The following is a 19,749-nucleotide window of genomic DNA, read 5'->3' as shown; positions in this document are numbered from 1 at the left end:
TTACGCGTGGCAGGCGTCGACCGCTACCGGGCGGCGCCCGCGGGCACGGCGTCCGCCATCGCGACCGCGGCGGCCACGTCCTCCGTCACCATGTCGGCGTTCGCCATCGCGCCCGCCATGGTGCCCGCGGCCATCGCGACGGGCACGTTCGCGGATCCGCTCGACGCGTTGCCCGCGATGAGGAGGCCGGGGACGCTCGTGCGGCCCATCTGATCCGCCGTCACGAACGGGCCCCACGGCGTCTCCTCGGTGGCGGCGCCGAGCGCGCGGGCGAGGGCGTCGCGCGGCGCGACGCCCGGCATCGCGAAGAGCGAGTCGAGCGGGAGGATCCGGCCATCGGCGAGCTCCAGGCCCTCCAGCGCGCCGCGCTCGCCGAGCACGCGCACGACCGCGGCCTCCTCGACGCGGATCCCGCGCGCGTCGAGCCCGGCGCGGGTCGCGGCGTCGATGGCGAGCGGCGCGCCGTCCGCCGTCCCGCCGGCGACGAGGAAGGCGATGTCGGCCGACCACTGGCGCAGCATCTGCACGTGGTGGAGGCTGCCGGGCCCGGTCGCGAGCACGCCGATCCGCCGGTCGCGCACCTCCCAGCCGTCGCAGTACGGGCACACGACGACGCCCGCGCCCCAGTGCGCCGCGAGGCCGGGGACCTCGGGCAGGACGTCGGCGAGGCCGGTCGCGAGGATCACGCGGCGGGCGCGCACCACGGCGCCGTCGTCGAGGCTCACGCGGAAGCGCGGACCGTCCGGGCGCGCCTCGGGGCTGACCGCCTCGACCGCCTCGATCCCCTCGACCCGCCCGTCGACCACGACGCCGCCGTAGCCCGCGATCTCGCGGCGCCCCTCCGCGAGGAGCTGCCGCGGCGGCTTCCCGTCGTGGCCGAGGACGCCGTGCATGTGCGCGGCGACCGCGTTGCGCGGCTGACCCGCGTCGACGACCAGCACGCTCCGGCGGGCGCGCGCCAGCATGAGCGCCGCGCTCGATCCCGCGGCGCCGCCCCCGACGACGACCGCGTCCCACTCGTGCCTGCCCCTGATGCCCTGTGCGATGTCCATGGGTCGAGCCTCGCCGACCCGGGCGTCCGACGCACGGGTCCTTGCCGGATCGGCAAGAGGGATGCGAGGGGCCGCGGCCGGCGGGCGGACAGCAGGCGGGCGTCAGCGGAGCAGCGCCTCGATGCGCCGCATCACGTCGTCGGGCGAGGGCAGCGCGCGCATCTCCGCGGCGACGGCCGCGGCGGCCGCGCGTGGCGCCGCATCGGCGAGGAGGTCCCGGATCCGCGCGGCGAGCTCGTCCGTCGTCGCCCGCGCGTCGACCATCGCGCCCGCGCCGAGGTCCCGCACGCGCTGGCTGTTCGGCAGGTGGTCGGCGCCGAGCGGCAGCATCAGGACGGGGACGCCGTGGGAGAGCGCCTGCGTCATGGTGCCGGATCCGCCGTGCGACACGACGAGGTCGGCCGCGGCGATCGCGCCGTCCTGCGGCACGTACCGCTCCACCCGGATGCGCGGGCTGGCCGCCCGGAACCCGGCCGGGTCGATGTCGGGCCCCGTCGTGACGAGCGCGCGCACCGGGAGCGACTCGAGCGCCCGGATGATCCGCGGGAGCAGGTCGCCGGACGCCCGGTTGAAGACGGTGCCGAGCGTCGCGTACACGCGCTGCTCCTCGTCGCCCGCCGCGAGCCAGGCGACGGCGGGGTGGTCGCGCTCCGGCTGCGGGGCGTCGGGGCGCATGCGCGTCACCGGGCCTTGCGATGCCCGATCGGCGCGGAGCGCGGGCGGGAACGGCACCACCGTGAGGGCGCCGTGCGCCACGCGCAGCTCGGGATCCGGCGCCAAGCCGACCTCCGCCCGGAACCCCTGCATGGGCTCGCGGATCCGCTCGAGCCACGCGTCGGGCACGGTCGCGAGGACCTCCACCACCACGCACGGGAGCCCTGCGACCTCCGCCGCGACCATCGCCCCGAAGTCCTGCCCGTCGCACACGACGACGTCGGCCGCCCACTCCCTGGCGACCTCGATGACGGCGGCACGGGACTCGCGCCCGGTGTCGCCGAGGAAGTGCGGGGCGATGTTCGCCAGCAGGCCCGCGGCGGACACGGGCGTCAGCCGGCCCGTGTCGCGTTCGCTCCAGTCCGCGCCCGCCGTCGACGGCATCGTCGACACCTCCCGCGGGTGGAGGTGGTCGAAGCCGGTCTGGTCGAGCACGATCGGCCGGGCGCCGCAGAGGGCGGTCTCGTGGCCGGCCGCCGCGGCCGCGCGCGCGAGGGGCAGCATCGGGTTCAGATGCCCCCGGCCGCGGGCGAACGAGAAGAGGATGCGCGCGGGGCGGGGCGCTCGGGTCACGGTCGTCGTCATGCGGGGCGCTCCTCCGGTCGGGTGCTGCCGATCGGCCCGCAGGGGATCGGAGCCGGCGTCGGCCGCGGGGATGCGACGCGGGACGTGCGGCAGCGGGAACGAGGATCGTGGCACGCGGCCGCACATCCGCGGCGGCCGCGCCCACAGACGCGACCGCACGCGACCCGCGCGTCCGCACGCCGGACGCCGGACGCCCGACGCCCGACGCCGGAGGCCGGAGGCCGGACGCACGCCAGCCGGACGCCCGACGCGCGCGGGGCGCGGAGCCTCCGCCCCGCGCCCCACGACCCCTCCGCGGATCAGCCCGCGGCGACCGCCATCTCGTTCGGCGTGACCTCGAGGGTCGTGCGGGAGAGCACCTCGCCCGTCGTGAGGTCGACCGCGTGCACCTTCTTCGCGGCCGGCTCGGTGACGTACCCGACGCCGTCGGCGACGACGATCGCGGGGTGCGGGTCCTGCCACTCGACCGGGCTCTCCCACGCGTCCATGACGGGGAAGGAGCCGGTCAGCTCGCCGGTCGCGGGATCGAGCACGTGGACCTGGCCGTCCGAGCCCATGATGTAGGCCATGTCGCCCGGGCCCCGCGCGACGTCGCGGAACGTGTAGCCCACGCCCTCCGGCATGTCGACGACGCGGAGGGTTGCCGCCTCCGTGTCGATCAGGGCCACGGCCTCGAGCAGGTAGCCCTCGGCGTCGCGGTCGGACTTGTAGTCGCCGACGACGATCGGGCTGGTCTCGCTCACGTAGGCGTTGCCCATCCGGCCGTACGGCTGGTCGGGCGCGGTGAGCTTGGTGATCGCGCCGTCGTCGTAGAGGAGCGCGCCGTCCTCGCAACCGAAGACCACGACCTCGCCGGCCGCCGTGCCCTCGCCGTGGACGCCGGGGCACTGGTCGCTCTGCGCGACGACCGCGCCGGACGCGTCGCGGACCTCGATGCCGTTCCGGCCGTCCGCGTTCCCGACGGTGGTGAGGAACGTGCCGTCCTCGAGCACGATCGAGACGCCGTGGTGCGCCTCGACGCCCGCGATCGTCTCGGTCTCGGGCATGCCGTCCGTGGTGGCGAGGGCCGCGGTGTCGAAGACCGTCGTGTCGCTCGTGCCGTCGGCGTAGAGGATCGTCTTGCCCGCGTGGCGGACGACGTGGCCGGGGGTGTCGGCCGCGAAGACCGTGTCCGTCAGCTCGGGTGCGTCGCCGGTGCCGGCCGCGGTGTCGAGCACCTGGAAGCCCTCGCTCATCGTGACCATGACGTGCCGGTCGTCGCCCGCGGGGTTGAGGCGAGTGAACTCCTCGGAGCCGAGGTCGGCGACGGTCTCGAGCGTCTCGCCGTCGAGGACGAGGATGCCGCCCTCGTACGCGACGGCGAGGCGGGGTCCGGCTGCCTCGCCGGATCCGGCCGCGGCGTCGGAGGACGGGGAGCCCTCCGGGGCGGGGGTGGAGCAGGCCGCGAGCGTCGCGGCGAGACCCAGGGTGACGGCGGCGATGCCGGTCCGTCGGAGTCGGGGGGTGCGCATGGTGGTTCCTTCTGTGTGGGAGGGATCGCGGGCGCTCAGCGGGAGAGCCCGGCGGTCCCTTCTCGTCATGGGTGGATCGCCGCGCTCAAGGGGAGAGCCCGGATGCGATGCGCTGCGTGTTGACGCGCATCATGGCGAGGTAGTCGGGGGCGCCGCCCTCGGGGCCCGTGAGGGACTCCGTGAACAGCTCGACCACCTCCACGCGGATGTCGGCCTCGCTCGCGAGCGCCTGCACGAGGCGGTCGGGTTGCGAGGACTCCGCGAAGATCGTGGGGACGCCGGTCTCCTCGACCGCGTCGACCAGGTCGGCGAGGTCGCTGGCGGAGGGCGCGGCGAGGGTGGTGCCGCCGGGGATCACGGCGCCGACGACCTCGAACCCGAAGCGGTCGGCGAGGTACCCGAAGACGTGGTGGTTGGTGACGAGGGCGCGGCGCTCGGCCGGGATCGCGCCGAACGCGGAGGTCATCTCGGCGTCGAGCGCCTCCAGCTCGCCGCGGTAGGCGGCGGCCTGGTCGGCGACCACGTCCGGATCCACGCCCTCGATGCGCGCGAGCACGGGCTCCAGCGCGTCGACGACGTCGACCATGCGGGCCGGATCCGTCCAGAAGTGGGAGTCGGGCATGCCGGCCGCGTCGCCCACGGCGTAGTCGAGCACCTCGATGTGGTCGCCCGCGACGAACGTCGGCACGTCGGCGTCGGACGCCGCGTCGAGGTGCTGCTGCAGCCCCTCCTCGAGGCCGAGGCCGTTGGAGACGACGAGGTCGGCCGAGCGGAGGCGGGCGGCCTCCTGCGCGGAGATCTCGAAGGAGTGCGGATCCGCGTCCGGCTCCATCAGCGTCACGACGTCGGCTTCGTCCCCCATGAGCTCCTCCACGACGTCGCCGAGGATGTTCGTGGAGACGTAGACCGTCGGCCGGTCGTCGCCCGCGGTCGCGCAGCCGGCGAGGGCGAGGGCGGTCGCGGCGGAGGCGACGGCCGCCGCGAGTGCGGCGGGCAGGCGACGGGTCCGGCGGCTCATCGGCCCGTCTCCGCGGTGAAGGCGGGCTCCGCCGGCGTGTCGAAGGTGCGCGAGACGCGGCCGCCGTCGGCGAAGTCGATCTCGTGCAGCCGCCGCTCGACCGGGCCCGCGAGGTAGGCGCGCTGCTGGTCGGCGACGAGGGTCGGGATCCGTCCCGCCGCGAGCGAGTCGGCGACGAGCGGGCCGGTGTCGGCGATCACGGCGCCGTCGGCCGCGGACATGACGAGCATGCGGCCGTCCGTCGTGAGGGCGAGCAGGTGGTCGTCGGCGTCGTCGACGGCCGTCACGTGCACGAGCGGCGCGGGCGCCGGGAGCAGCCGCCAGGAGCGCTCGCGGGTGTCCAGCAGCCAGATCCCCTGGTCGCCGGCGAGGGCGGCGACCGTCGGCCGGCCCTCGCGGTTGTCGAAGGACGTGGCGGCGGGGGCAGTCGTGGCGTCGGGGGCCCCCGTGCCGTCGGGGTACGGGATCCGCTCGACGGTGAGCTCCTCGCCGTCCACGCTCGCGAGCAGCGCGCCGTCCGAGCAGCCGATCACGGCGCCGACGCGCGTCGTGATGGTGCCGGCCGGATCCGGGCACGCCTCGACGAGGCCGGTCCGCTCGCCGTCCGCCGTGTGGCCGGCCACCCTCGCGTCGGCGCCCTGCCCCTCGGTGACGAGCGCGAGGGATCCGACGGGCACGACCATGCCGGGGCCGGGCTCGCGGTCGAGGCGGAACAGCTCATCGACCTCGCCCTCGGACAGCGCCTCCGTGTCGAGCAGCACGGCCTCGCCCGAGGCGGGGAAGAAGAGTCCCGTGCCGCCCGTGGTGGAGAGGTTGGTGGTCGCGATGGTCGCGGTGCCCGCGCCCGGGACCGTGCCGACGAGGCGCGGATCCGCCCGGTAGTAGTGGAAGTGGTCGACGTGGTCCCACGTCCAGACGCCGCTGTCGACGATCTCGACGCCCTGGTCCGTCTGCGCGAAGAGGTACCGGCCGTCGGTGTCCACGGCCGTCGGCGCGCCGATGCGTCCGAGCTCGGCGACGGATCCGTCGAGCAGGTCGAGGTGCGTGACGGCGCCCGCCGGGTCGATGCTCGTGAGGCCGAGGCGGGGCTCCGACAGCTCGGCGGCGCCGGAGACGGCGCCGTGCCCGTCCCCCCGGTCGTCGGCGGTCGGATCGACGGTCGGCGCCGCGGCGGGCGCGGTCGAGCAGGCGGTGAGGGCGAGCGCGAGGCCGGCCAGGAGGGCGGGAGCGGTGGTGCGGGGGCGCACGGGGTCCTCTCGGTGGGGATGGACGGGCGGGGATCGCGGCGGTCGTCCGCCGCGGAGGTCAGGGCGTGGGGGCGGTGGATCCGGCGGGCGGGCCCGCGAGGACCGGGTCGAGGGCGTCGGCGCGGGCGGCGTCACCGTGGTCCCCCGCACCGGGCGCGCCCCTGCTCCCCCGGCCCCGCGCGCGCAGCGCCGTGAGACCCGCCCGCGCGATCCCGGAGAGCGCGGCCACGGCGATCGCGGTGGCCGCCACCGACGCCCCGGCCGCCGTCGCCGCGTGCCAGGAGACGAGCAGCCCGACGAGCACCGAGGCGATGCCGAGCACGGCGGCGAGGGCCATCCGGGTGGGGATCCGCGCGGTCCAGTGCCCGGCCGCGACCGCGGGTGCGAGCAGCAGGCCGACGACGAGCAGGGATCCGACCGCCTGGTACGACGCGACGACCGCGAGCGTCACGAGCCCCACGAGCGCGGCCTGCGCCGAACGGGGGCCGAGGCGGAGCACGGCGGCGATGCGCGGATCCAGCGCGAGCGCCACGAGCGGACGATGGAACGCCCACGCGACGCCGAGCCCCACGACCGCGGCGCCGGCCAGCAGGGCGATGTCGACGGGCGCGATGGCGAGGATGTCGCCGAACAGGATCGAGGTCGCGTCGGTCGCGAAGCTGCCCGAGTGCGAGACCACGACGACGCCGAGGGCGAGCATCGCGACGAAGAGCAGGCCGATGCTCGTGTCGTAGGAGAGCCGGCCGCGGCGCTGGAGGGCGGCGATCCCGAGGCTCATCGCGACCGCGCTCAGCGCGCCGCCGACGAGCACCGGCAGGCCCAGCACCGTGGCGAGCGCGACGCCGGGCAGCATCCCGTGCGCGAGCGCCTCGCCGAGGAACGCCATGCCGCGGATGACGACCCACGTGCCCACGACGCCGCAGAGGATCGCGACGAGGGCGCCGCCGAGGAGGGCGCGCTGGAGGAAGTCGAGCGCGAACGGCTCGAGTATTCCGCGGGTGAGGAAGGGCACGATCCCCGACCGTAGTCGAGAATGAGAACGCTTATCAAATGCGTAGGATCGGAGCGTGCCCCCTCCTCCACCCGCCGTCGCCCTCCGCGGCATCCGCGTCGACTTCGGCGACCGGCGCGCGCTCGACGGCGTCGACCTCGACCTCCTGCCGGGGACCCTCACGGTGATCGCCGGCCCCAACGGCGCCGGCAAGTCGACCCTCCTCGAGGTCGTCGCCGGCACCCGCGCGCACGCCGCCGGGACCCGCTCCGCCGCGGATCGCGCGGCCTTCGTGCCGCAGCGCGCCGCCGTCTCGGACCGATTGCCCGTCACCGTCCGCGACGTCGTGACCGTCGGCGCGTGGGGTCGATCCGGGAGGTGGCGACGCCTCGACGCGGACGCCCGCCGGGCGGTCGACGACGCGCTCGACCGCCTCGGCCTGATCCCCCTCGCCTCGCAGGGTTTCGCCGCGCTGTCGGGCGGGCAGCGCCAGCGGGCGCTGCTCGCGCAGGGGCTGGCGCGCGGCGCCGACCTGCTGCTCCTCGACGAGCCGACCACCGGGCTCGACGCCGCGAGCGCCGCGCGGATCCGCGCGATCATGCGCGCGGAGGCCGACCGCGGGATCGCGGTCGTCGCCGTCTCGCACGACCCGGCCGTGCTCGCCGAGGCGGATCGGGTGGTGCGGCTCGAGGACGGGCGCGTGATCGGGGACGAAGCGCGCTGAGCGTCGCGGCGCGCTTAGCGGTGCCCGCCGCCGCCCGCCTCAGTGCCGGTGCTCGGTGTCCCAGGCGGGGAACGGATCCGCGTACGCGCGCCAGGCGTCCGGCCCCGCGACCAGCTCGGCGGGCTCCAGGAGGCAGGCCCCGAGGATCCGGTCGAGCGCCTCGCCGTCGAGCCCCTCCCCCACGAACGCGATCTCCTGGCCCGCGGGCGACTCCGGATCCCAGCTCGGCATGCCGGTCGGGTCGAGGCTCAGCACGTCGCCCGCGGTCGACCACTGGCCGACCGTCTCCGGCCGGCTCGCGAGGCGCACGAGCCCGCGCGACCGCACGATGCGCCCCGCCGGCCCCGGCACGAGCTCGCACGCGACGGCCCGGCGCAGGCGGCCGGGGTGGAACGGGCGCGGATCCCGGAAGACGTGCACGCCCATCGGCGCCGCCTGATCCGACGGCCCGTCGGGCGCGGCCAGCACCGCGAGCCGCGCCGGCAGCCGCCCCGCCAGCGCCGCCTGCCAGCCCATGCCCGCCGCGAGGCGCCGCACGCGCTGCCGGGCGATCCGCACGGGCACCGGCACGAGGGCGTCGCGGTCGCCGTGCGTGACGATCCGGGCGTCAGGCGCGAGCAGGCCGATCAGCGCGACGACGCGGCGGGCGTCGGCGGTCGGCCGGTCCGGATCCAGGTCCGCGAGCACCACGACGCTCGCGCACTCCAGCCGCCCGGCGAGCCGCTCGCCCGCGTCGAACGGGTCCGCGTCGTCGTCGCGCGGGTCGAGCAGCACGTCGCGGATCTCGGCGACCGACGAGACGGCCACGACGTCGAGCACGCCGATGGGCGTGGATCCGGGATGCCGCGCCTCGACCACGTGCTCCAGGACCAGGGCGACCTCGAGCGGATCCGCGGCGGGCTCGAGCGCGACGACCGCGAGGCCGCGGCGGCCGTCGTCGACGTCCGCGATCAGCCCCTCGGCGAGCTCGGCGCCGAGCCGGCCGCTGTCGCCGTCGGGCGCCTCGACGACCTGCGGATCCGCGGCCTCGGGCGATCCGGTGACGGCGGCGGCCACTCGCGAGGCGGCGCGCAGGGTGCTCGCCGAGACGAGGGTCACGGCCAGGCCGCCGCGCGTGACGGGAGGGATGGCGTTCGGGTGGGCGTCCATCCGCCCAGCTTAGAAGAGAACGGTTCTCATCAAGCACCGGGCGGGGCATCCGGGGCGGCGATCGGCGGGGCGGCCGGTGCCCCCGGCGCGACCTAGGCTGCGGGAGGGGGACGACGACAGGGAGACGCATGGCCGACGACAGGGATCCGCAGCGCGCCGACGAGGGCTCCGCGCCCGGCACCGAGGCGCTCGAGGCCGTGCGCTTCGGGCTCGACGGGTGGGTGCTCGAGGTCGACCTCGACGAGGCCGACGCCCGGGCGCTCCGTTCGACGCTCTCGCCCTACGCCACGGCCGGTCGGCGGACCACCGTGACGGTGACGCCCGTGGCGGATCCCCCGCCCGTGTCCTCCGGCGCGAGCCCGGCCGCGACGGGCGAGCGCGCCGCCGCCCGCGCCTGGCTCGAGGCGAACGGCCACCGCATCGGCACCCGCGGCCGCATCTCGGCCACCCTCATGACGCTGTACCGCGAGCGCGACGGGCGCTGACCGGCGCGACGCACGTGACGGGCGCGACCCGTCCGGGCACGATGGAGGCGTGAGCGCCGCCGACCCCCGCCTGTTCCCCGTACTCCCGCGCCTCGAGGGCGAGCGCGCGGTCCTCCGCCCCTTCACCCCCGCCGACGTCGAGGCGATGGGGCCGATCCTCGCCGACCCCGACGTGATACGCCTCACCGGATCCGCGCACACGAGCGCCGAGGTCGCCGAGATGGCCGGGCGCCCTGAGCTCGACGACCGCACGCGCACCTGGTACGCGACGCGCGCCGACCAGCCCGACCGCCTCGACCTCGCGCTCGTCGACCGCGCGACCGACGTGTGCGTGGGCGAGGCCGTGCTCAACGAGTGGAGCCCCGAGGACCGGAGCGCGAACCTCCGCATCCTCATCGGCCCCGCCGGCCGCGACCGCGGCCTCGGCTCGGAGGCGGTGCGCCTGCTCGTCGACCACGCCTTCGCCGCGACCGACCTCGAGCGCGTCTCCCTCGAGGTCCTGGCCTCCAACCCCCGCGCCCGCCGCGTCTACGAGCGCGCGGGCTTCGTCGAGGAGGGCCGCCTCCGGGCGGCCTTCCGCTTCGACGGCCAGCCGGTCGACGTGATCGTGATGGCGGTGCTGCGGGCGGAGCGGCGAGGCTGATCCGGCCTCGCCCCGACCCCGAGAGGAGCGCGACGGGCGCGGCCAGACCGGCACGACGACAGCCGCCCGGGAGCCGCCCGCGCGCTGGATCCCGGAGATGCACCGCGCTGACGCGCCGACGGCCGGCGTCCCCGCGAGGGAGACGCCGGCCGTCGGTACGTGCGGATGGTCCGGTCAGCGACGCCAGGTCGGCGCGTGGCGCGTGAAGAGGGTCCAGCTGTGGTGCACGGTGTCGATCTGACCGAATCCGTCGACGAACTGGCCTTCGCAATTGGGGCTGGGGAAGCTGACGACGCTGGTGCCGTACTCCGACGGGATGAAGACATTCACGTGACTGTCGGTGTCGAGGTTGTTCCGGTAGTTCGGGAAGGTCTCGCAGTAATGGAAGCTCGGACGGTCGGCCCCGTTGACCCACTTGTTGCTGGGGCCCGCGACCATGAACGACTCGACGTTCTGCCCGCCGCGGGAGACCGGGGTCCAGTGCGTCGTGAACGTGTACATCTGGGTGGCGACCTTGGATTCCGTGAGGTCCCCGGCCGGGCTGGTGCTCACGGAGGACTCGGCGGCGTGGGTGGTCGACGGGGCCGCGGACGCCGGCGCGATGCCGAGGCCGACGGTGGCGGAGAGCGCGACGGCCGCCGCGGCGGCGACGGTCCCCGCTCGGCGGCGGAGGCGCGAGGGTCGGGTGGAGTGCGTGGTGGATGGCATGACGATGATGCTCCGTTCGTGGGTGGGAGATCAGAGGCTAAGGAGCCCGCCGATCCCGCGGACGGGCGCATCCACACCGAGCGGGTGATGGGGACTCTCGGCACCCACGCACCGCGGATGTGCATGCGCGCACGACCCGCGACGCCGCGCACGCGCCCCGCCGCGCGAGGCCAAGCTGGTGGAGGGACCGACCGCACCTCGTCGGCGGGTCGCGCTGACGGACGACGGCCGACGTCTCCGCGAGGGAGACGTCGGCCGTCGGTGCGTGCGGATCGTCCGGTCAGCGAGGAGCCGGCGCGTGGTGCGTGAAGAGCGTCCAGTGGATATCCCCCCTGTCGATCGGACCGCTTCCGCCGACCTTCGAGTAGTCGTAGCCGGTGCACGAGGGGCCGGAGTAGCTGGTGACGGTGGTGTTGAGGATCTGCGGCAGGACGATGCCCACGTTGCGGTAGTCAGTGATCTTGGGGTCATATCCGGGGTACGTGACGCATTCGTTGATGTCGTTGACGGCCAGCCCACCCGGCCTGACCGAGTAGCCCCGGATGCGGAAGGACCGGATGTTCTGCCCCCCGTCGGCGACCTTGACCCAGTGCGTCTGGAACACGAACCGGTACTGCGCGCCGGGCCACTTGGGCGCCGGTCCGGGCTTGGCTCCGGGGATGGTGATCTGGGAGGCGTCGGTGGGGGTGGACGCCGGGGCCGCGGCGGCCGTGGCTGCGGATGCCGGCGCGATGCCGAGGCCGAAGGTGGCGGAGAGCGCGATGGCCGCGGCGGCGGCGACGGTCCCCGCCCGGCGGAGGCGACGCGAGGATCGGGTCGAGGGCGCGATGGATGGCATGGCGATGGTGCTCCGTTCGTGTGTGGGTAGAGCGAGAGGTTAGGGAACCATCCCGATCCCGCGGGCGCGCCCATCCACAGCGAGCAGGCGCTGGGGGCACCGCCGTACCCTTCCGTCTCGGATGTGCATGCGCGTTCGCGTACGCCGCGCACCGCGCCGGACGCATGCGCACCGCGAACGATCCGCGCCCGCCCCATCACGCACGACGCCCGCCGGCCGCGGAGGCGGCGCGACGGGCGCGTGGTCGAGCGGGTGCGGCTAGCCGAGCGACACGGCCGTCCACGACACGGGCGGCAGCGTGATCGTGAGGGTGCCGTCGGTCAGCGACGCCGAGGCGTTCGGCGTGAGGCCCACGCGCTCGCGGTCCTCGAAGGTGTTCTTCGCGTAGACGTCGTCGTCGTGGATACCCACGGCCTCGAGCACCTCGGACACGGCGAGGCCGGCGACGTCGACCTCGATGGTGAGCGACTCCGACAGGCTCCGGTTCACGAGGAAGACCGCGGCGCGGCCGGTGGCCTCGTCGAAGGTCGCGACGGAGTCGACGAGCGGCGCGGTGCCGTGCACCTCGGTCTCGTACGTGCCCACGTCGATGCGCGGGCGCAGCACCTCGCCCTGCGCGAGCCGGCTCGTGACCGAGAACGGGAAGAACGTGGTCTGGCGCCAGGCGCCGCCGCCGGTCTCCGTCATGATCGGCGCGATCACGTTCACGAGCTGCGCGAGGCTGGCCGACGTGACGCGGTCGCTGTGCTTGAGCAGCGTGATCATGAGGTTGCCGAGCACGACCGCGTCGGCGACCGAGTAGACGTCCTCGAGCAGGTGCGGCGCGTAGGGCCAGCCCTCGGTGATGACGCCGGACTCCTGGTGCTCGTCGAGGTACCAGACGTTCCACTCGTCGAAGGAGATGTTGATCGTCTTGTCGCTCTTGCGGCGGTACTTCACCTGGTCGGCCGACGCCACGACCGTGCGGATGAAGTACTCCATGTCGAGCGAGGAGGCGAGGAAGCTGCCGAGGTCGCCCTTGCGCTCCTGGTAGTAGGCGTGGGCCGAGATGAAGTCGACGTTGTCGTACGCGTGCTCGAGCACGGTGCGCTCCCACTCGCCGAAGGTCGGCATGCCGGATCCGCTGCTGCCGCACGCGACGAGCTCGAGCGTCGGATCCACCATCTTCATGGCCCCGGCGGTGCGGTTCGCGAGCTTGCCGTAGTCGTCGGCGGTCATGTGGCCGACCTGCCACGGGCCGTCCATCTCGTTGCCGAGGCACCACATCTTGACGCCGTGGGGCTCGGGGGATCCGTTCGCGATGCGCTGGTCGGAGAGGGCGGTGCCGCCCGGGTGGTTCGCGTACTCGAGGATGTCGAGGGCCTCGAGCACGCCGCGCGTGCCGAGGTTGACGGCCATCATCAGCTCGCTGCCGGTGAGCTCGCACCAGCGCGCGAACTCGTCGAGGCCGACCTCGTTGGTCTCGAGCGAGTGCCAGGCGAGGTCGAGGCGCTTCGGGCGCTCGGCGCGCGGCCCGACGCCGTCCTCCCAGCGGTACCCGGAGACGAAGTTGCCGCCGGGGTAGCGGATGGTGCTCGAGCCGAGCTCCTTGACGAGGTCGACGACGTCGAGGCGGAAGCCGTCGGCGTTGGCGGTGGGGTGGCCGGGCTCGTAGATGCCGTCGTAGACGCAGCGGCCGAGGTGCTCGACGAAGGAGCCGAAGGTGCGGCGGTTGACGGGGGCGACGACCGCGGTGCGGTCGATGGCGATCCGTGCGTCGGGGGTGGGGCGGGCGTCGGTCATGGAATGGTCCTTCACTTCATCGGGAGCGGGGCCGATCGACGCCGGCGGTGCCGGGTGGATCCGAGCCGTTACAACGTTGTAAGAGCAACGTCACCCCATTCTCCCGGGGGCGCGGGCGAGGTGTCAACGCGACGCTGGCGCCTCACCCGATGCGCGGCCAGGAGCTGGTGAGGTGCGCCTCGATCGCGCGATGCCGGAAGCCGTAGGACGTCCCCCGGTCGATGATGCCGCGCACGGTGTCCAGGCGCTGCGCCGTGGTGCCGACCTCCGCGGCCCTCGACCGGCCCATCTCCTTCGCGATGCGGGTGAGCGTGCGCTCCGCGGCGGGCAGCGCGGCCATGGCCTCCACGAAGGCACGCTCCCGCGGGGGCAGCCGCTCGAGGATCCGCTCCACGTGCGCGGCCGCCTCGCGCTCCGCGCCCCGCCAGCCTGCGTGGACCTCGGCGCGGGTGATCGTCGGCCCCGATCCGGCGTACCAGGCGCGCTCCCCCGCCAACTGGAAGAGGAACGGCTCCCCGCGGCACAGGTCGACGATCGCAGCCGCGGCGTCCTGGTCCATGCGGATGCGGCGGGTGCGACCCGAGCCGTCCGCGACCTCCCAGCCCGGCAGGACGAAGTCCTGCAGCGCCGCCCGGATGTCCTCGTCGTCGATCGCGGTCAGGACGGTGGTGCGGAAGCGGCGTGCGAACGTCGCGCCCTTGTGCGCGCCCGCCCGGTCCTCGAAGTCCGGCAGGCCCGTGAGGTACACCGCGATCGGCAGGGACCGGCGCACGTGCGCACCACCGGGGATCGCGACCTCCTCCTCGTGCGTGATGGCGTCGCCGAGGGCGATGAGCAACTGCGAGAGCGTCCGCTCGTCCGTGATGTTCTGCACCTCGTCGACGTGGACCAGGGCGACCCGGCCCTTCCGCATCGCCGCGCGGCCTACCTCGACGAGCAGCGCGGTCAGCGACGTGTAGGGCTCCGGGCCGCTCGTGTCGGATGCCTCGCGCACGGTGAGCGACAGCCCGGCCGCCGCGACCGCCTCGACCCGCGCGATGGCCTCCTTGATCCGCTTCTCACGCACAGAGGGCAGGCCCGCGGCACGTGCGAGCTCCAGCACCGCAGCCGCGACGGGCTTCAGCGGATCGGCGCCGAGGGGGATCCGGAGCTGCGGCGTGACCCAGTCCCCGTCGCCGGCGGCGGTCTGTGCGATGCGCCGCACGAGGGAGGACTTGCCGAGCCCGGGTTCGCCGAGCACGGTGCGCCCGCGCTCGGGGAGCCCGCGGAGGAGCCGAGGCCTGACCACGTCGCGCCAGTCGCCGAGCTGCTCGGTGCGGCCGGCCCAGATCTCGGGGACGGTGTCCGAGCCGGGGCTGAAGGGATTGTCGGTCGCATCGCGCATGTTGGTAATGTTACCAATCCCGGGACGCGTTGGTAATGTTATCAACCGACGGCCGCGGGCCGCCGAGATGGCGTCCGGTCAGCCCGCCGCGGCCGCTGCCACGGCCTCCACCGCCAGCTCCGCGAGCCGGTGGTCGCGCTCCTCCTCGTGGGCCGTGATGGTGACGACCGCGTCGCGGGATCCGTCGACCAGCACGTACTGGCCGTAGCGGCCGTCGAGGCGCCACGCGTCGCCGGGGCCGTCCCAGGTCGCGAGGCCGTAGCGGGCGAAGGGCGCGTGCGGGTCGTCGGCGCCGGTGGCGACCCAGGATGCGTGCATCCGGTCGATCCACTCCGCGCTCACGAGCTGCCGGCCCTCCCACGCGCCGAGGTCGCGCAGAAGCCGGCCGATGCGCGCGAGCTCGCCGGTGCGGAGCTCCAGGCCGCTGCCGCCCACGACGAAGCCGAGCGGGCAGCGGTGCCACTGCGGGTTGTCGATACCCACCGGCTCGAACAGGCGCGGGAGCAGCCAGTCGCGCACGTCGCCGACCGCGGCGGCGAGCATCCGCATCGCGACGTACGGGCTCGCGTCGCTGTACTGGAAGACGCGGCCGCGGCTCGGGCGGCCGAGCATCGCCTGCGCGAGGTCGGGGCCGGGCACGGGCTCGTCGCCGAACCAGGCGAAGTCGATGCCGCTCGTCATGGTGAGGAGGTGCTCGACGGTGACCCCGTCGACGCCCGGGCCGAGGTCGAGGGCGGGCAGCAGCTCGGGGACGCGGGTGTCGAGGGAGAGGATCCCCGCGTCCACCGCGATGCCGACGGCGAGCGCGCAGACGCCCTTCGACACCGAGTACAGGTTCTCGCGGTCGTCGCTGCGCCAGCGGTGGGCGACCTCGTCCTCGCCGATCCGCACGACCACGCCGTACGCGCCGAGCCGCTCGCGGTCGATGCCCTCGACGAGGCGGGCGAGGGCGTCGGCGGCGGTGCTCATGGATCCAGTGTGGCGCGGGCGGGACGGCCCGCATCGGCGGGGGCGCAGGCCTTCCCCGGGCGGGGGAACCGTGCGAGGGTGGCGGCTCGGCATCGGCGCGACGGACGGGAGCGGCCGATCGGGACGGCAGGGGACGGCATGCGGCTCGCGACGCGGATCACCATCGGGGCGCTGGCGGCGGAGCTCGCTGCCCTGGCCGTACTGCTCCTCCTCGCCGACCGGTGGGAGGACATGGGCTGGCCCGCGGTCGGGATGGAGCACCCGCTGATCGCGGTCGGCTTCGCGCTGCCGCCGCTGGTCGTGATGACCGCGGTGGTGCTCGTGCTGCTGGCGGGGACGCGGATCGTCATGGCGGAGACGCGGGCGCGGCGCGCGCGGCGGGCGTGGGACCGGGAGCAGGCGGATGCCGCCGCGGTAGCCGGAGCCGCGGCCTCGCTCAGCGCATCGTCGCGTCTCGCTGCGCGTCGCTGAGGGCGCGGTCGGCGTAGACGAGGCGCATCACGTCGGGGTCCGGGTTGCCCGGATCCGGGCCGCGGTGCACGAGCGACAGCCCGGCCTTCTCCGCGACGGCGGCAGAAGCCCGGTTGTGGGCGACCAGGTACGCGACCACCGGCAGCTCGGGGCGGAGGATCCGCGCCCGCGCGATCGCCCGCGCGGCCATCTCGGTCGCGTAGCCGCGGCCCTGCACGGCCGGCGAGAAGCGGTAGCCGAGGTTCCAGAAGGAGTCGTGGGCGATGCCGCAGCCGCCGAACCCGACGACCGCGTCGGCGTCCCGCTGGCGGACGATCCACGTGCCGAGGCCGTCGCGCTCCCAGGCCTCGATGCGCGTGCGGAGGAACCGGTCGGTCTGCGCGGGATCGGTCACGCGGAGCGACGGGTAGTGGGTCCAGACGGCGGGGTCCGAGAGGATCGCGTGCACCTCGGCGGCGTCATCGGGCGAGGGGAGGTGGAGGTCGAGCCGCGCGGTTCGGCCCTCGGGGGCGGCGAGGCGGGCGGGCGGCATGCGTCGACGGTAGCGGGCGGGTCCGGGGGTCCGGGCCGGCGCTCAGCCGCGGGCGACCAGCGCCGCGAGCCGGTCGAGGTCGTCCGCGACGAGCGCCGCATCCTCCGCGAACGCGACGTCGGTCGTGCCCGGCCGCCGGAAGAGCGTGAAGACGACCTCGCTGCCGTCGTCGTTCGCGAGGACGCGCAGCGGGTTGCGCACCACTGTGCCGTCGGGGAGCGTCACGTCGTGGTCGAGGATCCCGAGCTCGCGCGGGCCCGTGAACGCGATCTCGATCGCGCCCATCGGCGAGTCCGACAGCCAGCGCCCGCCCTCGAGCCGGATCCCCGAGCTGACGCCCGCCGCCCAGTCGGGCAGCCGAGCGGGATCCCCCGCGACGGCCACGACGGACGCCACGTCGGCGTCGACGGATCGGGTGATGTGCAGCGCGGGCCAGGTCACGGTCCGACGCTACCGGGGAGCGGCGCGACGGCGGGAGGCGGATCCGTCGCCAACCGCGCCCACCCGCCCCTCAGTACTCGATCCGCCCGTGCCGGCTGTGGAACTCGCCCGTCGGCCCGTCGGGCCCCACGAGCGCCATCGCGACGGTCGCGTCCGTGCCCTCGGTCACGGTCTGGTGGCCGGTGTTGCCGTTGAAGTCGGTCGCGGTGTAGCCGGGGTCGGTCGCGTTGATCCGGAAGCCCGGCAGGTTCTTGGCGTACTGCACGGTCGCGGTGATGAGGGCGGCCTTCGAGGTCGCGTAGGGCACGGTCATCACGTGGCTCTCGTCGGTGCCGTCGCCCGCGAGCGCGCGCGGCCAGCCCACGCCCGAGGCGACGTTGACGATCACCGGGGCCGAGGATGCCCGCAGCAGCGGCAGCGCGGCCTGCGTCACGCGCACCACGGCGACCACGTTCGTCTGCAGCACGGCCAGCATCGCCTCGGGCGTGAGGTCGTCGACGCCCTGCGAGGTGCCGAGGATCCCGGCGTTGTTGACGAGCACGTCGAGCTCGGGCAGCGACGCGATGGCGCGCTCGACGCTGGCCGGGTCGTCGACGTCGAGCTGCACGGGGTGGGCGCCCACGGCGCGGGCGGCGTCGCCGTCGGCGGTGTCGCGCATGCCCGCGTGGACGGTGTGGCCGGCCTCGACGAGGCGGCGGGCGGTCTCGAGGCCGAGGCCCCGGTTGGATCCGGTGATCAGTGTCGTGGTCATGGGTCGAGCCTGCGCCTCCGTGGCCGCGCCGCCCAGGCACCGGTCGACGGGAGGACCGGCGGTACCAGGCTGATCCGCCCGCCAGCGCGGAGGATGGGGGCATGACCGAATTCGCGAGCGTGCTCCGCTCCTGGCGCGAGCGCGTGCAGCCCGCGGACGTGGGCCTGCCCGCGGGATCGCACCGCCGCACCGCGGGCCTCCGCCGCGAGGAGCTGGCCGCGCTCGCGGGCGTCAGCGTCGACTACGTCGTGCGGCTCGAGCAGGGCCGCTCGGTGAACCCGTCGCCGCAGATGCTCGGCGCGCTCGCCCGCGCGCTCCGTCTCACCGAGGACGAGCGCGACCACCTCCACCGGGTCGCGGGCGTCGCCCCGCCCGGCCGCGGCGAGGTGCCGCGGCACATCACCCCGGGCGTGCACCGCATCGTCGACCGGCTGGGCGACGTGCCCATCGCGGTGTTCACGGCGACGCACGACATGCTGCTCTGGAACCCGCTGTGGGCGGCGCTCAACGGCGATCCGTCGACGCGCACCGGCTGGGACCGCAACCTCGTCTGGACCTACTTCACGCAGGGCCACGGGGGCACCGACTTCGACGCCGTGCACGAGGAGGAGTTCGCGCGCGACCTCGCGGCCGACCTGCGCACGGCCGTCGGACGCTACCCCGCGGATCGCGCGCTCGCCCGGCTCGTCGCCCGCCTGCGCGCCGAGGTCCCGGAGTTCGAGCGGCGCTGGAGCGAGGCGCGGGTCGCCGAGCACCGGTCGAGCCGCAAGACCGTGACGAGCACGCCGGTCGGCCCCATCACCATCGACTGCGACACCCTCTCGGTGCCGGGCAGCGACCTCCGCATCGTCGTCTACACGGCGGAGCCGGGCAGCACGGACGAGGCGCGGCTCGACCTGCTGCGGGTCACGGGGCTGCAGGCGCTGACGACGGCGCCCGTGGAGGTGGCGGGGGCCTGACCGCGCCGGCCGGGTGGATCCGGGTCAGCGCGCCGCGGCGATCCGGTCGAGCCACTCCGCGAGGAGCGATCGTTCGCCCGAGCTGAGGCGGTCCGCGTCGGCCACATGGGCGCGGAGCGCGACGGCACGCTCGACGAGGCCGGGCTCGTGCCGGGTGCGACCGCGCGGCGGCGGCGTGAGGATCCGCTCGAGCACGGCGTCGCGCATGGCGTCGACGAGCGCGCGGTCGCGCTCCGCGGCCGGGCGGCGGATCGTCGAGAGGAGCGCGCCCGTAGCGGCCGCGTGGATCAGCTCGACCGCGAGCGGCTCGGCCACGCGCAGGCGCCCGGCGAGCGCGACGCGGTGCACGCGCTCCTCGAGCAGCGCTACGCCGGCGCGCACGGCGGGGGAACCCTGTCCGCGGGCGGGGTCGCTCATGAGCGCATACAGCTCCGGGTTGTCGAGGGCGAACGCGATGGTCGCGTCCCAGCCCGCCCGGAGGTCGTCGACCGCGTCGACGACGCCCTCGGCGGCGGCGCGGATCACGACGGCCTTCTGCGCGGCGAACCGCGTCATCTCCGTCTCGGCGACGGCATCGAGGAGACCCTCCTTGTCCCCGAAGAGCCGGTAGATCGTGGGCGCCTGGACGCCGGCGGCCTCGGCCACGGCGCGCGTCGTGACGGCGGCGCGGCCCTCGGCGCGGAGCAGGTCGGCAGCGACATCGACGAGGCGATCGCGCGTCCCGGCGCGCGGGTCGGCCGGGGCGGAGGTCTCGGCGGTCATGGAACGACGATAACGCACCACTGTTAGCGCGTT

Annotated in this window: 21 protein-coding genes; 5 read left to right on the top strand and 16 right to left on the bottom strand. The window is 75.1% G+C overall.

Annotated elements, in window-relative coordinates:
• Positions 1–23: 23 nt before the first annotated feature.
• The 6 genes from FGG90_RS12620 to aztB form a co-directional block, all read right to left on the bottom strand.
• Positions 24–1,052, bottom strand: a complete 1,029-nt coding sequence (locus FGG90_RS12620; protein ID WP_094126639.1) for an NAD(P)/FAD-dependent oxidoreductase — start codon at positions 1,050–1,052, stop codon at positions 24–26.
• A gap of 102 nt (positions 1,053–1,154) precedes the next feature.
• Positions 1,155–2,351, bottom strand: coding sequence for a glycosyltransferase (locus tag FGG90_RS12615; protein ID WP_094126641.1), 1,197 nt, complete (start codon positions 2,349–2,351; stop codon positions 1,155–1,157).
• A 299-nt stretch (positions 2,352–2,650) separates the two neighbouring features.
• Complete coding sequence (aztD, locus tag FGG90_RS12610; protein WP_094126643.1) at positions 2,651–3,862, bottom strand: zinc metallochaperone AztD; 1,212 nt, start codon at positions 3,860–3,862, stop codon at positions 2,651–2,653.
• A gap of 85 nt (positions 3,863–3,947) precedes the next feature.
• Entirely contained in the window at positions 3,948–4,880 is a 933-nt protein-coding gene (gene aztC / locus FGG90_RS12605; protein WP_210433018.1) for a zinc ABC transporter substrate-binding protein AztC, read from the bottom strand.
• Entirely contained in the window at positions 4,877–6,127 is a 1,251-nt protein-coding gene (locus FGG90_RS12600) for an ABC transporter (protein WP_094126645.1), read from the bottom strand. The genes aztC and FGG90_RS12600 overlap by 4 nt, the downstream gene beginning before the upstream one ends.
• A gap of 58 nt (positions 6,128–6,185) precedes the next feature.
• Positions 6,186–7,139 (bottom strand): zinc ABC transporter permease AztB, encoded by a 954-nt coding sequence (gene aztB / locus FGG90_RS12595; RefSeq protein WP_237583380.1) that lies wholly within the window; start codon positions 7,137–7,139, stop codon positions 6,186–6,188.
• Positions 7,140–7,194: 55 nt separating this feature from the next.
• On the opposite strand from aztB, the gene aztA reads away from it, so the two are divergent.
• Positions 7,195–7,842: a zinc ABC transporter ATP-binding protein AztA gene (gene aztA / locus FGG90_RS12590; RefSeq protein WP_094126647.1), complete on the top strand. Its 648-nt coding sequence runs from the start codon at positions 7,195–7,197 to the stop codon at positions 7,840–7,842.
• A gap of 39 nt (positions 7,843–7,881) precedes the next feature.
• On the opposite strand, the gene FGG90_RS12585 is transcribed toward aztA, so the two are convergent.
• Complete coding sequence (locus tag FGG90_RS12585; protein ID WP_094126649.1) at positions 7,882–8,991, bottom strand: CobW C-terminal domain-containing protein; 1,110 nt, start codon at positions 8,989–8,991, stop codon at positions 7,882–7,884.
• Between the two features lie 128 nt (positions 8,992–9,119).
• Between FGG90_RS12585 and FGG90_RS12580 the strand changes: the two genes are divergently transcribed.
• Positions 9,120–9,476, top strand: a complete 357-nt coding sequence (locus tag FGG90_RS12580; RefSeq protein ID WP_094126651.1) for an Lsr2 dimerization domain-containing protein — start codon at positions 9,120–9,122, stop codon at positions 9,474–9,476.
• A 49-nt stretch (positions 9,477–9,525) separates the two neighbouring features.
• Positions 9,526–10,119: a GNAT family N-acetyltransferase gene (locus FGG90_RS12575; protein ID WP_094126653.1), complete on the top strand. Its 594-nt coding sequence runs from the start codon at positions 9,526–9,528 to the stop codon at positions 10,117–10,119.
• 174 nt (positions 10,120–10,293) lie between these two features.
• On the opposite strand, the gene FGG90_RS12570 is transcribed toward FGG90_RS12575, so the two are convergent.
• The 5 genes from FGG90_RS12570 to FGG90_RS12550 form a co-directional block, all read right to left on the bottom strand.
• Positions 10,294–10,827, bottom strand: coding sequence for a hypothetical protein (locus FGG90_RS12570; protein WP_094126655.1), 534 nt, complete (start codon positions 10,825–10,827; stop codon positions 10,294–10,296).
• Between the two features lie 280 nt (positions 10,828–11,107).
• Positions 11,108–11,665 carry a hypothetical protein gene (locus tag FGG90_RS12565; RefSeq protein WP_063072250.1) on the bottom strand — a complete coding sequence of 186 codons (558 nt, stop codon included), beginning with the start codon at positions 11,663–11,665 and terminating at the stop codon, positions 11,108–11,110.
• A 258-nt stretch (positions 11,666–11,923) separates the two neighbouring features.
• Positions 11,924–13,447: an arabinosylfuranosidase ArfA gene (gene arfA / locus FGG90_RS12560; RefSeq protein WP_094126657.1), complete on the bottom strand. Its 1,524-nt coding sequence runs from the start codon at positions 13,445–13,447 to the stop codon at positions 11,924–11,926.
• 142 nt (positions 13,448–13,589) lie between these two features.
• Positions 13,590–14,831 carry an AAA family ATPase gene (locus FGG90_RS12555; RefSeq protein ID WP_094126659.1) on the bottom strand — a complete coding sequence of 414 codons (1,242 nt, stop codon included), beginning with the start codon at positions 14,829–14,831 and terminating at the stop codon, positions 13,590–13,592.
• Between the two features lie 78 nt (positions 14,832–14,909).
• The gene (locus tag FGG90_RS12550) at positions 14,910–15,800 is read right to left on the bottom strand and encodes a serine hydrolase domain-containing protein (RefSeq protein ID WP_094126661.1); all 891 of its coding nucleotides are present in this window, start codon (positions 15,798–15,800) and stop codon (positions 14,910–14,912) included.
• 138 nt (positions 15,801–15,938) lie between these two features.
• On the opposite strand from FGG90_RS12550, the gene FGG90_RS12545 reads away from it, so the two are divergent.
• Positions 15,939–16,271: a hypothetical protein gene (locus FGG90_RS12545; RefSeq protein WP_094126663.1), complete on the top strand. Its 333-nt coding sequence runs from the start codon at positions 15,939–15,941 to the stop codon at positions 16,269–16,271.
• Here the strand turns inward: FGG90_RS12545 and FGG90_RS12540 are convergent.
• The 3 genes from FGG90_RS12540 to FGG90_RS12530 all read right to left on the bottom strand — a co-directional run bounded on the left by FGG90_RS12540 (position 16,237) and on the right by FGG90_RS12530 (position 17,995).
• Positions 16,237–16,803 (bottom strand): GNAT family N-acetyltransferase, encoded by a 567-nt coding sequence (locus FGG90_RS12540; RefSeq protein ID WP_094126665.1) that lies wholly within the window; start codon positions 16,801–16,803, stop codon positions 16,237–16,239. The genes FGG90_RS12545 and FGG90_RS12540 overlap by 35 nt on opposite strands.
• Positions 16,804–16,845: 42 nt before the next feature.
• Positions 16,846–17,244 (bottom strand): polyketide cyclase, encoded by a 399-nt coding sequence (locus FGG90_RS12535; protein WP_094126667.1) that lies wholly within the window; start codon positions 17,242–17,244, stop codon positions 16,846–16,848.
• A 70-nt stretch (positions 17,245–17,314) separates the two neighbouring features.
• Entirely contained in the window at positions 17,315–17,995 is a 681-nt protein-coding gene (locus FGG90_RS12530) for an SDR family NAD(P)-dependent oxidoreductase (RefSeq protein ID WP_094126669.1), read from the bottom strand.
• Positions 17,996–18,096: 101 nt separating this feature from the next.
• Between FGG90_RS12530 and FGG90_RS12525 the strand changes: the two genes are divergently transcribed.
• The gene (locus tag FGG90_RS12525; RefSeq protein WP_086521316.1) at positions 18,097–18,954 is read left to right on the top strand and encodes a helix-turn-helix transcriptional regulator; all 858 of its coding nucleotides are present in this window, start codon (positions 18,097–18,099) and stop codon (positions 18,952–18,954) included.
• A 24-nt stretch (positions 18,955–18,978) separates the two neighbouring features.
• On the opposite strand, the gene FGG90_RS12520 is transcribed toward FGG90_RS12525, so the two are convergent.
• Positions 18,979–19,716: a TetR/AcrR family transcriptional regulator gene (locus FGG90_RS12520; protein WP_094126671.1), complete on the bottom strand. Its 738-nt coding sequence runs from the start codon at positions 19,714–19,716 to the stop codon at positions 18,979–18,981.
• Positions 19,717–19,749 lie beyond the last annotated feature (33 nt).

The organism is Clavibacter michiganensis subsp. tessellarius (assembly GCF_021922985.1).
Taxonomy (GTDB): domain Bacteria; phylum Actinomycetota; class Actinomycetes; order Actinomycetales; family Microbacteriaceae; genus Clavibacter; species Clavibacter tessellarius.
The sequence above is the reverse complement of the archived record's forward strand: the minus strand, read 5'-3'. Positions and strand labels throughout refer to the sequence as shown.

What these genes read in the sequence shown, in the direction of transcription:
- FGG90_RS12520 (WP_094126671.1), bottom strand. Translation starts at nt 19,716, where the DNA reads ATGACCGCCGAGACCTCCGCCCCGGCCGACCCGCGCGCCGGGACGCGC.
- FGG90_RS12620 (WP_094126639.1), bottom strand. Translation starts at nt 1,052, where the DNA reads ATGGACATCGCACAGGGCATCAGGGGCAGGCACGAGTGGGACGCGGTC.
- FGG90_RS12555 (WP_094126659.1), bottom strand. Translation starts at nt 14,831, where the DNA reads ATGCGCGATGCGACCGACAATCCCTTCAGCCCCGGCTCGGACACCGTC.
- FGG90_RS12530 (WP_094126669.1), bottom strand. Translation starts at nt 17,995, where the DNA reads ATGACCACGACACTGATCACCGGATCCAACCGGGGCCTCGGCCTCGAG.
- FGG90_RS12540 (WP_094126665.1), bottom strand. Translation starts at nt 16,803, where the DNA reads ATGCCGCCCGCCCGCCTCGCCGCCCCCGAGGGCCGAACCGCGCGGCTC.
- FGG90_RS12570 (WP_094126655.1), bottom strand. Translation starts at nt 10,827, where the DNA reads ATGCCATCCACCACGCACTCCACCCGACCCTCGCGCCTCCGCCGCCGA.
- FGG90_RS12525 (WP_086521316.1), top strand. Translation starts at nt 18,097, where the DNA reads ATGACCGAATTCGCGAGCGTGCTCCGCTCCTGGCGCGAGCGCGTGCAG.
- FGG90_RS12545 (WP_094126663.1), top strand. Translation starts at nt 15,939, where the DNA reads ATGCGGCTCGCGACGCGGATCACCATCGGGGCGCTGGCGGCGGAGCTC.
- FGG90_RS12550 (WP_094126661.1), bottom strand. Translation starts at nt 15,800, where the DNA reads ATGAGCACCGCCGCCGACGCCCTCGCCCGCCTCGTCGAGGGCATCGAC.
- FGG90_RS12615 (WP_094126641.1), bottom strand. Translation starts at nt 2,351, where the DNA reads ATGACGACGACCGTGACCCGAGCGCCCCGCCCCGCGCGCATCCTCTTC.
- FGG90_RS12585 (WP_094126649.1), bottom strand. Translation starts at nt 8,991, where the DNA reads ATGGACGCCCACCCGAACGCCATCCCTCCCGTCACGCGCGGCGGCCTG.
- aztC (WP_210433018.1), bottom strand. Translation starts at nt 4,880, where the DNA reads ATGAGCCGCCGGACCCGTCGCCTGCCCGCCGCACTCGCGGCGGCCGTC.
- FGG90_RS12565 (WP_063072250.1), bottom strand. Translation starts at nt 11,665, where the DNA reads ATGCCATCCATCGCGCCCTCGACCCGATCCTCGCGTCGCCTCCGCCGG.
- arfA (WP_094126657.1), bottom strand. Translation starts at nt 13,447, where the DNA reads ATGACCGACGCCCGCCCCACCCCCGACGCACGGATCGCCATCGACCGC.
- FGG90_RS12580 (WP_094126651.1), top strand. Translation starts at nt 9,120, where the DNA reads ATGGCCGACGACAGGGATCCGCAGCGCGCCGACGAGGGCTCCGCGCCC.
- aztD (WP_094126643.1), bottom strand. Translation starts at nt 3,862, where the DNA reads ATGCGCACCCCCCGACTCCGACGGACCGGCATCGCCGCCGTCACCCTG.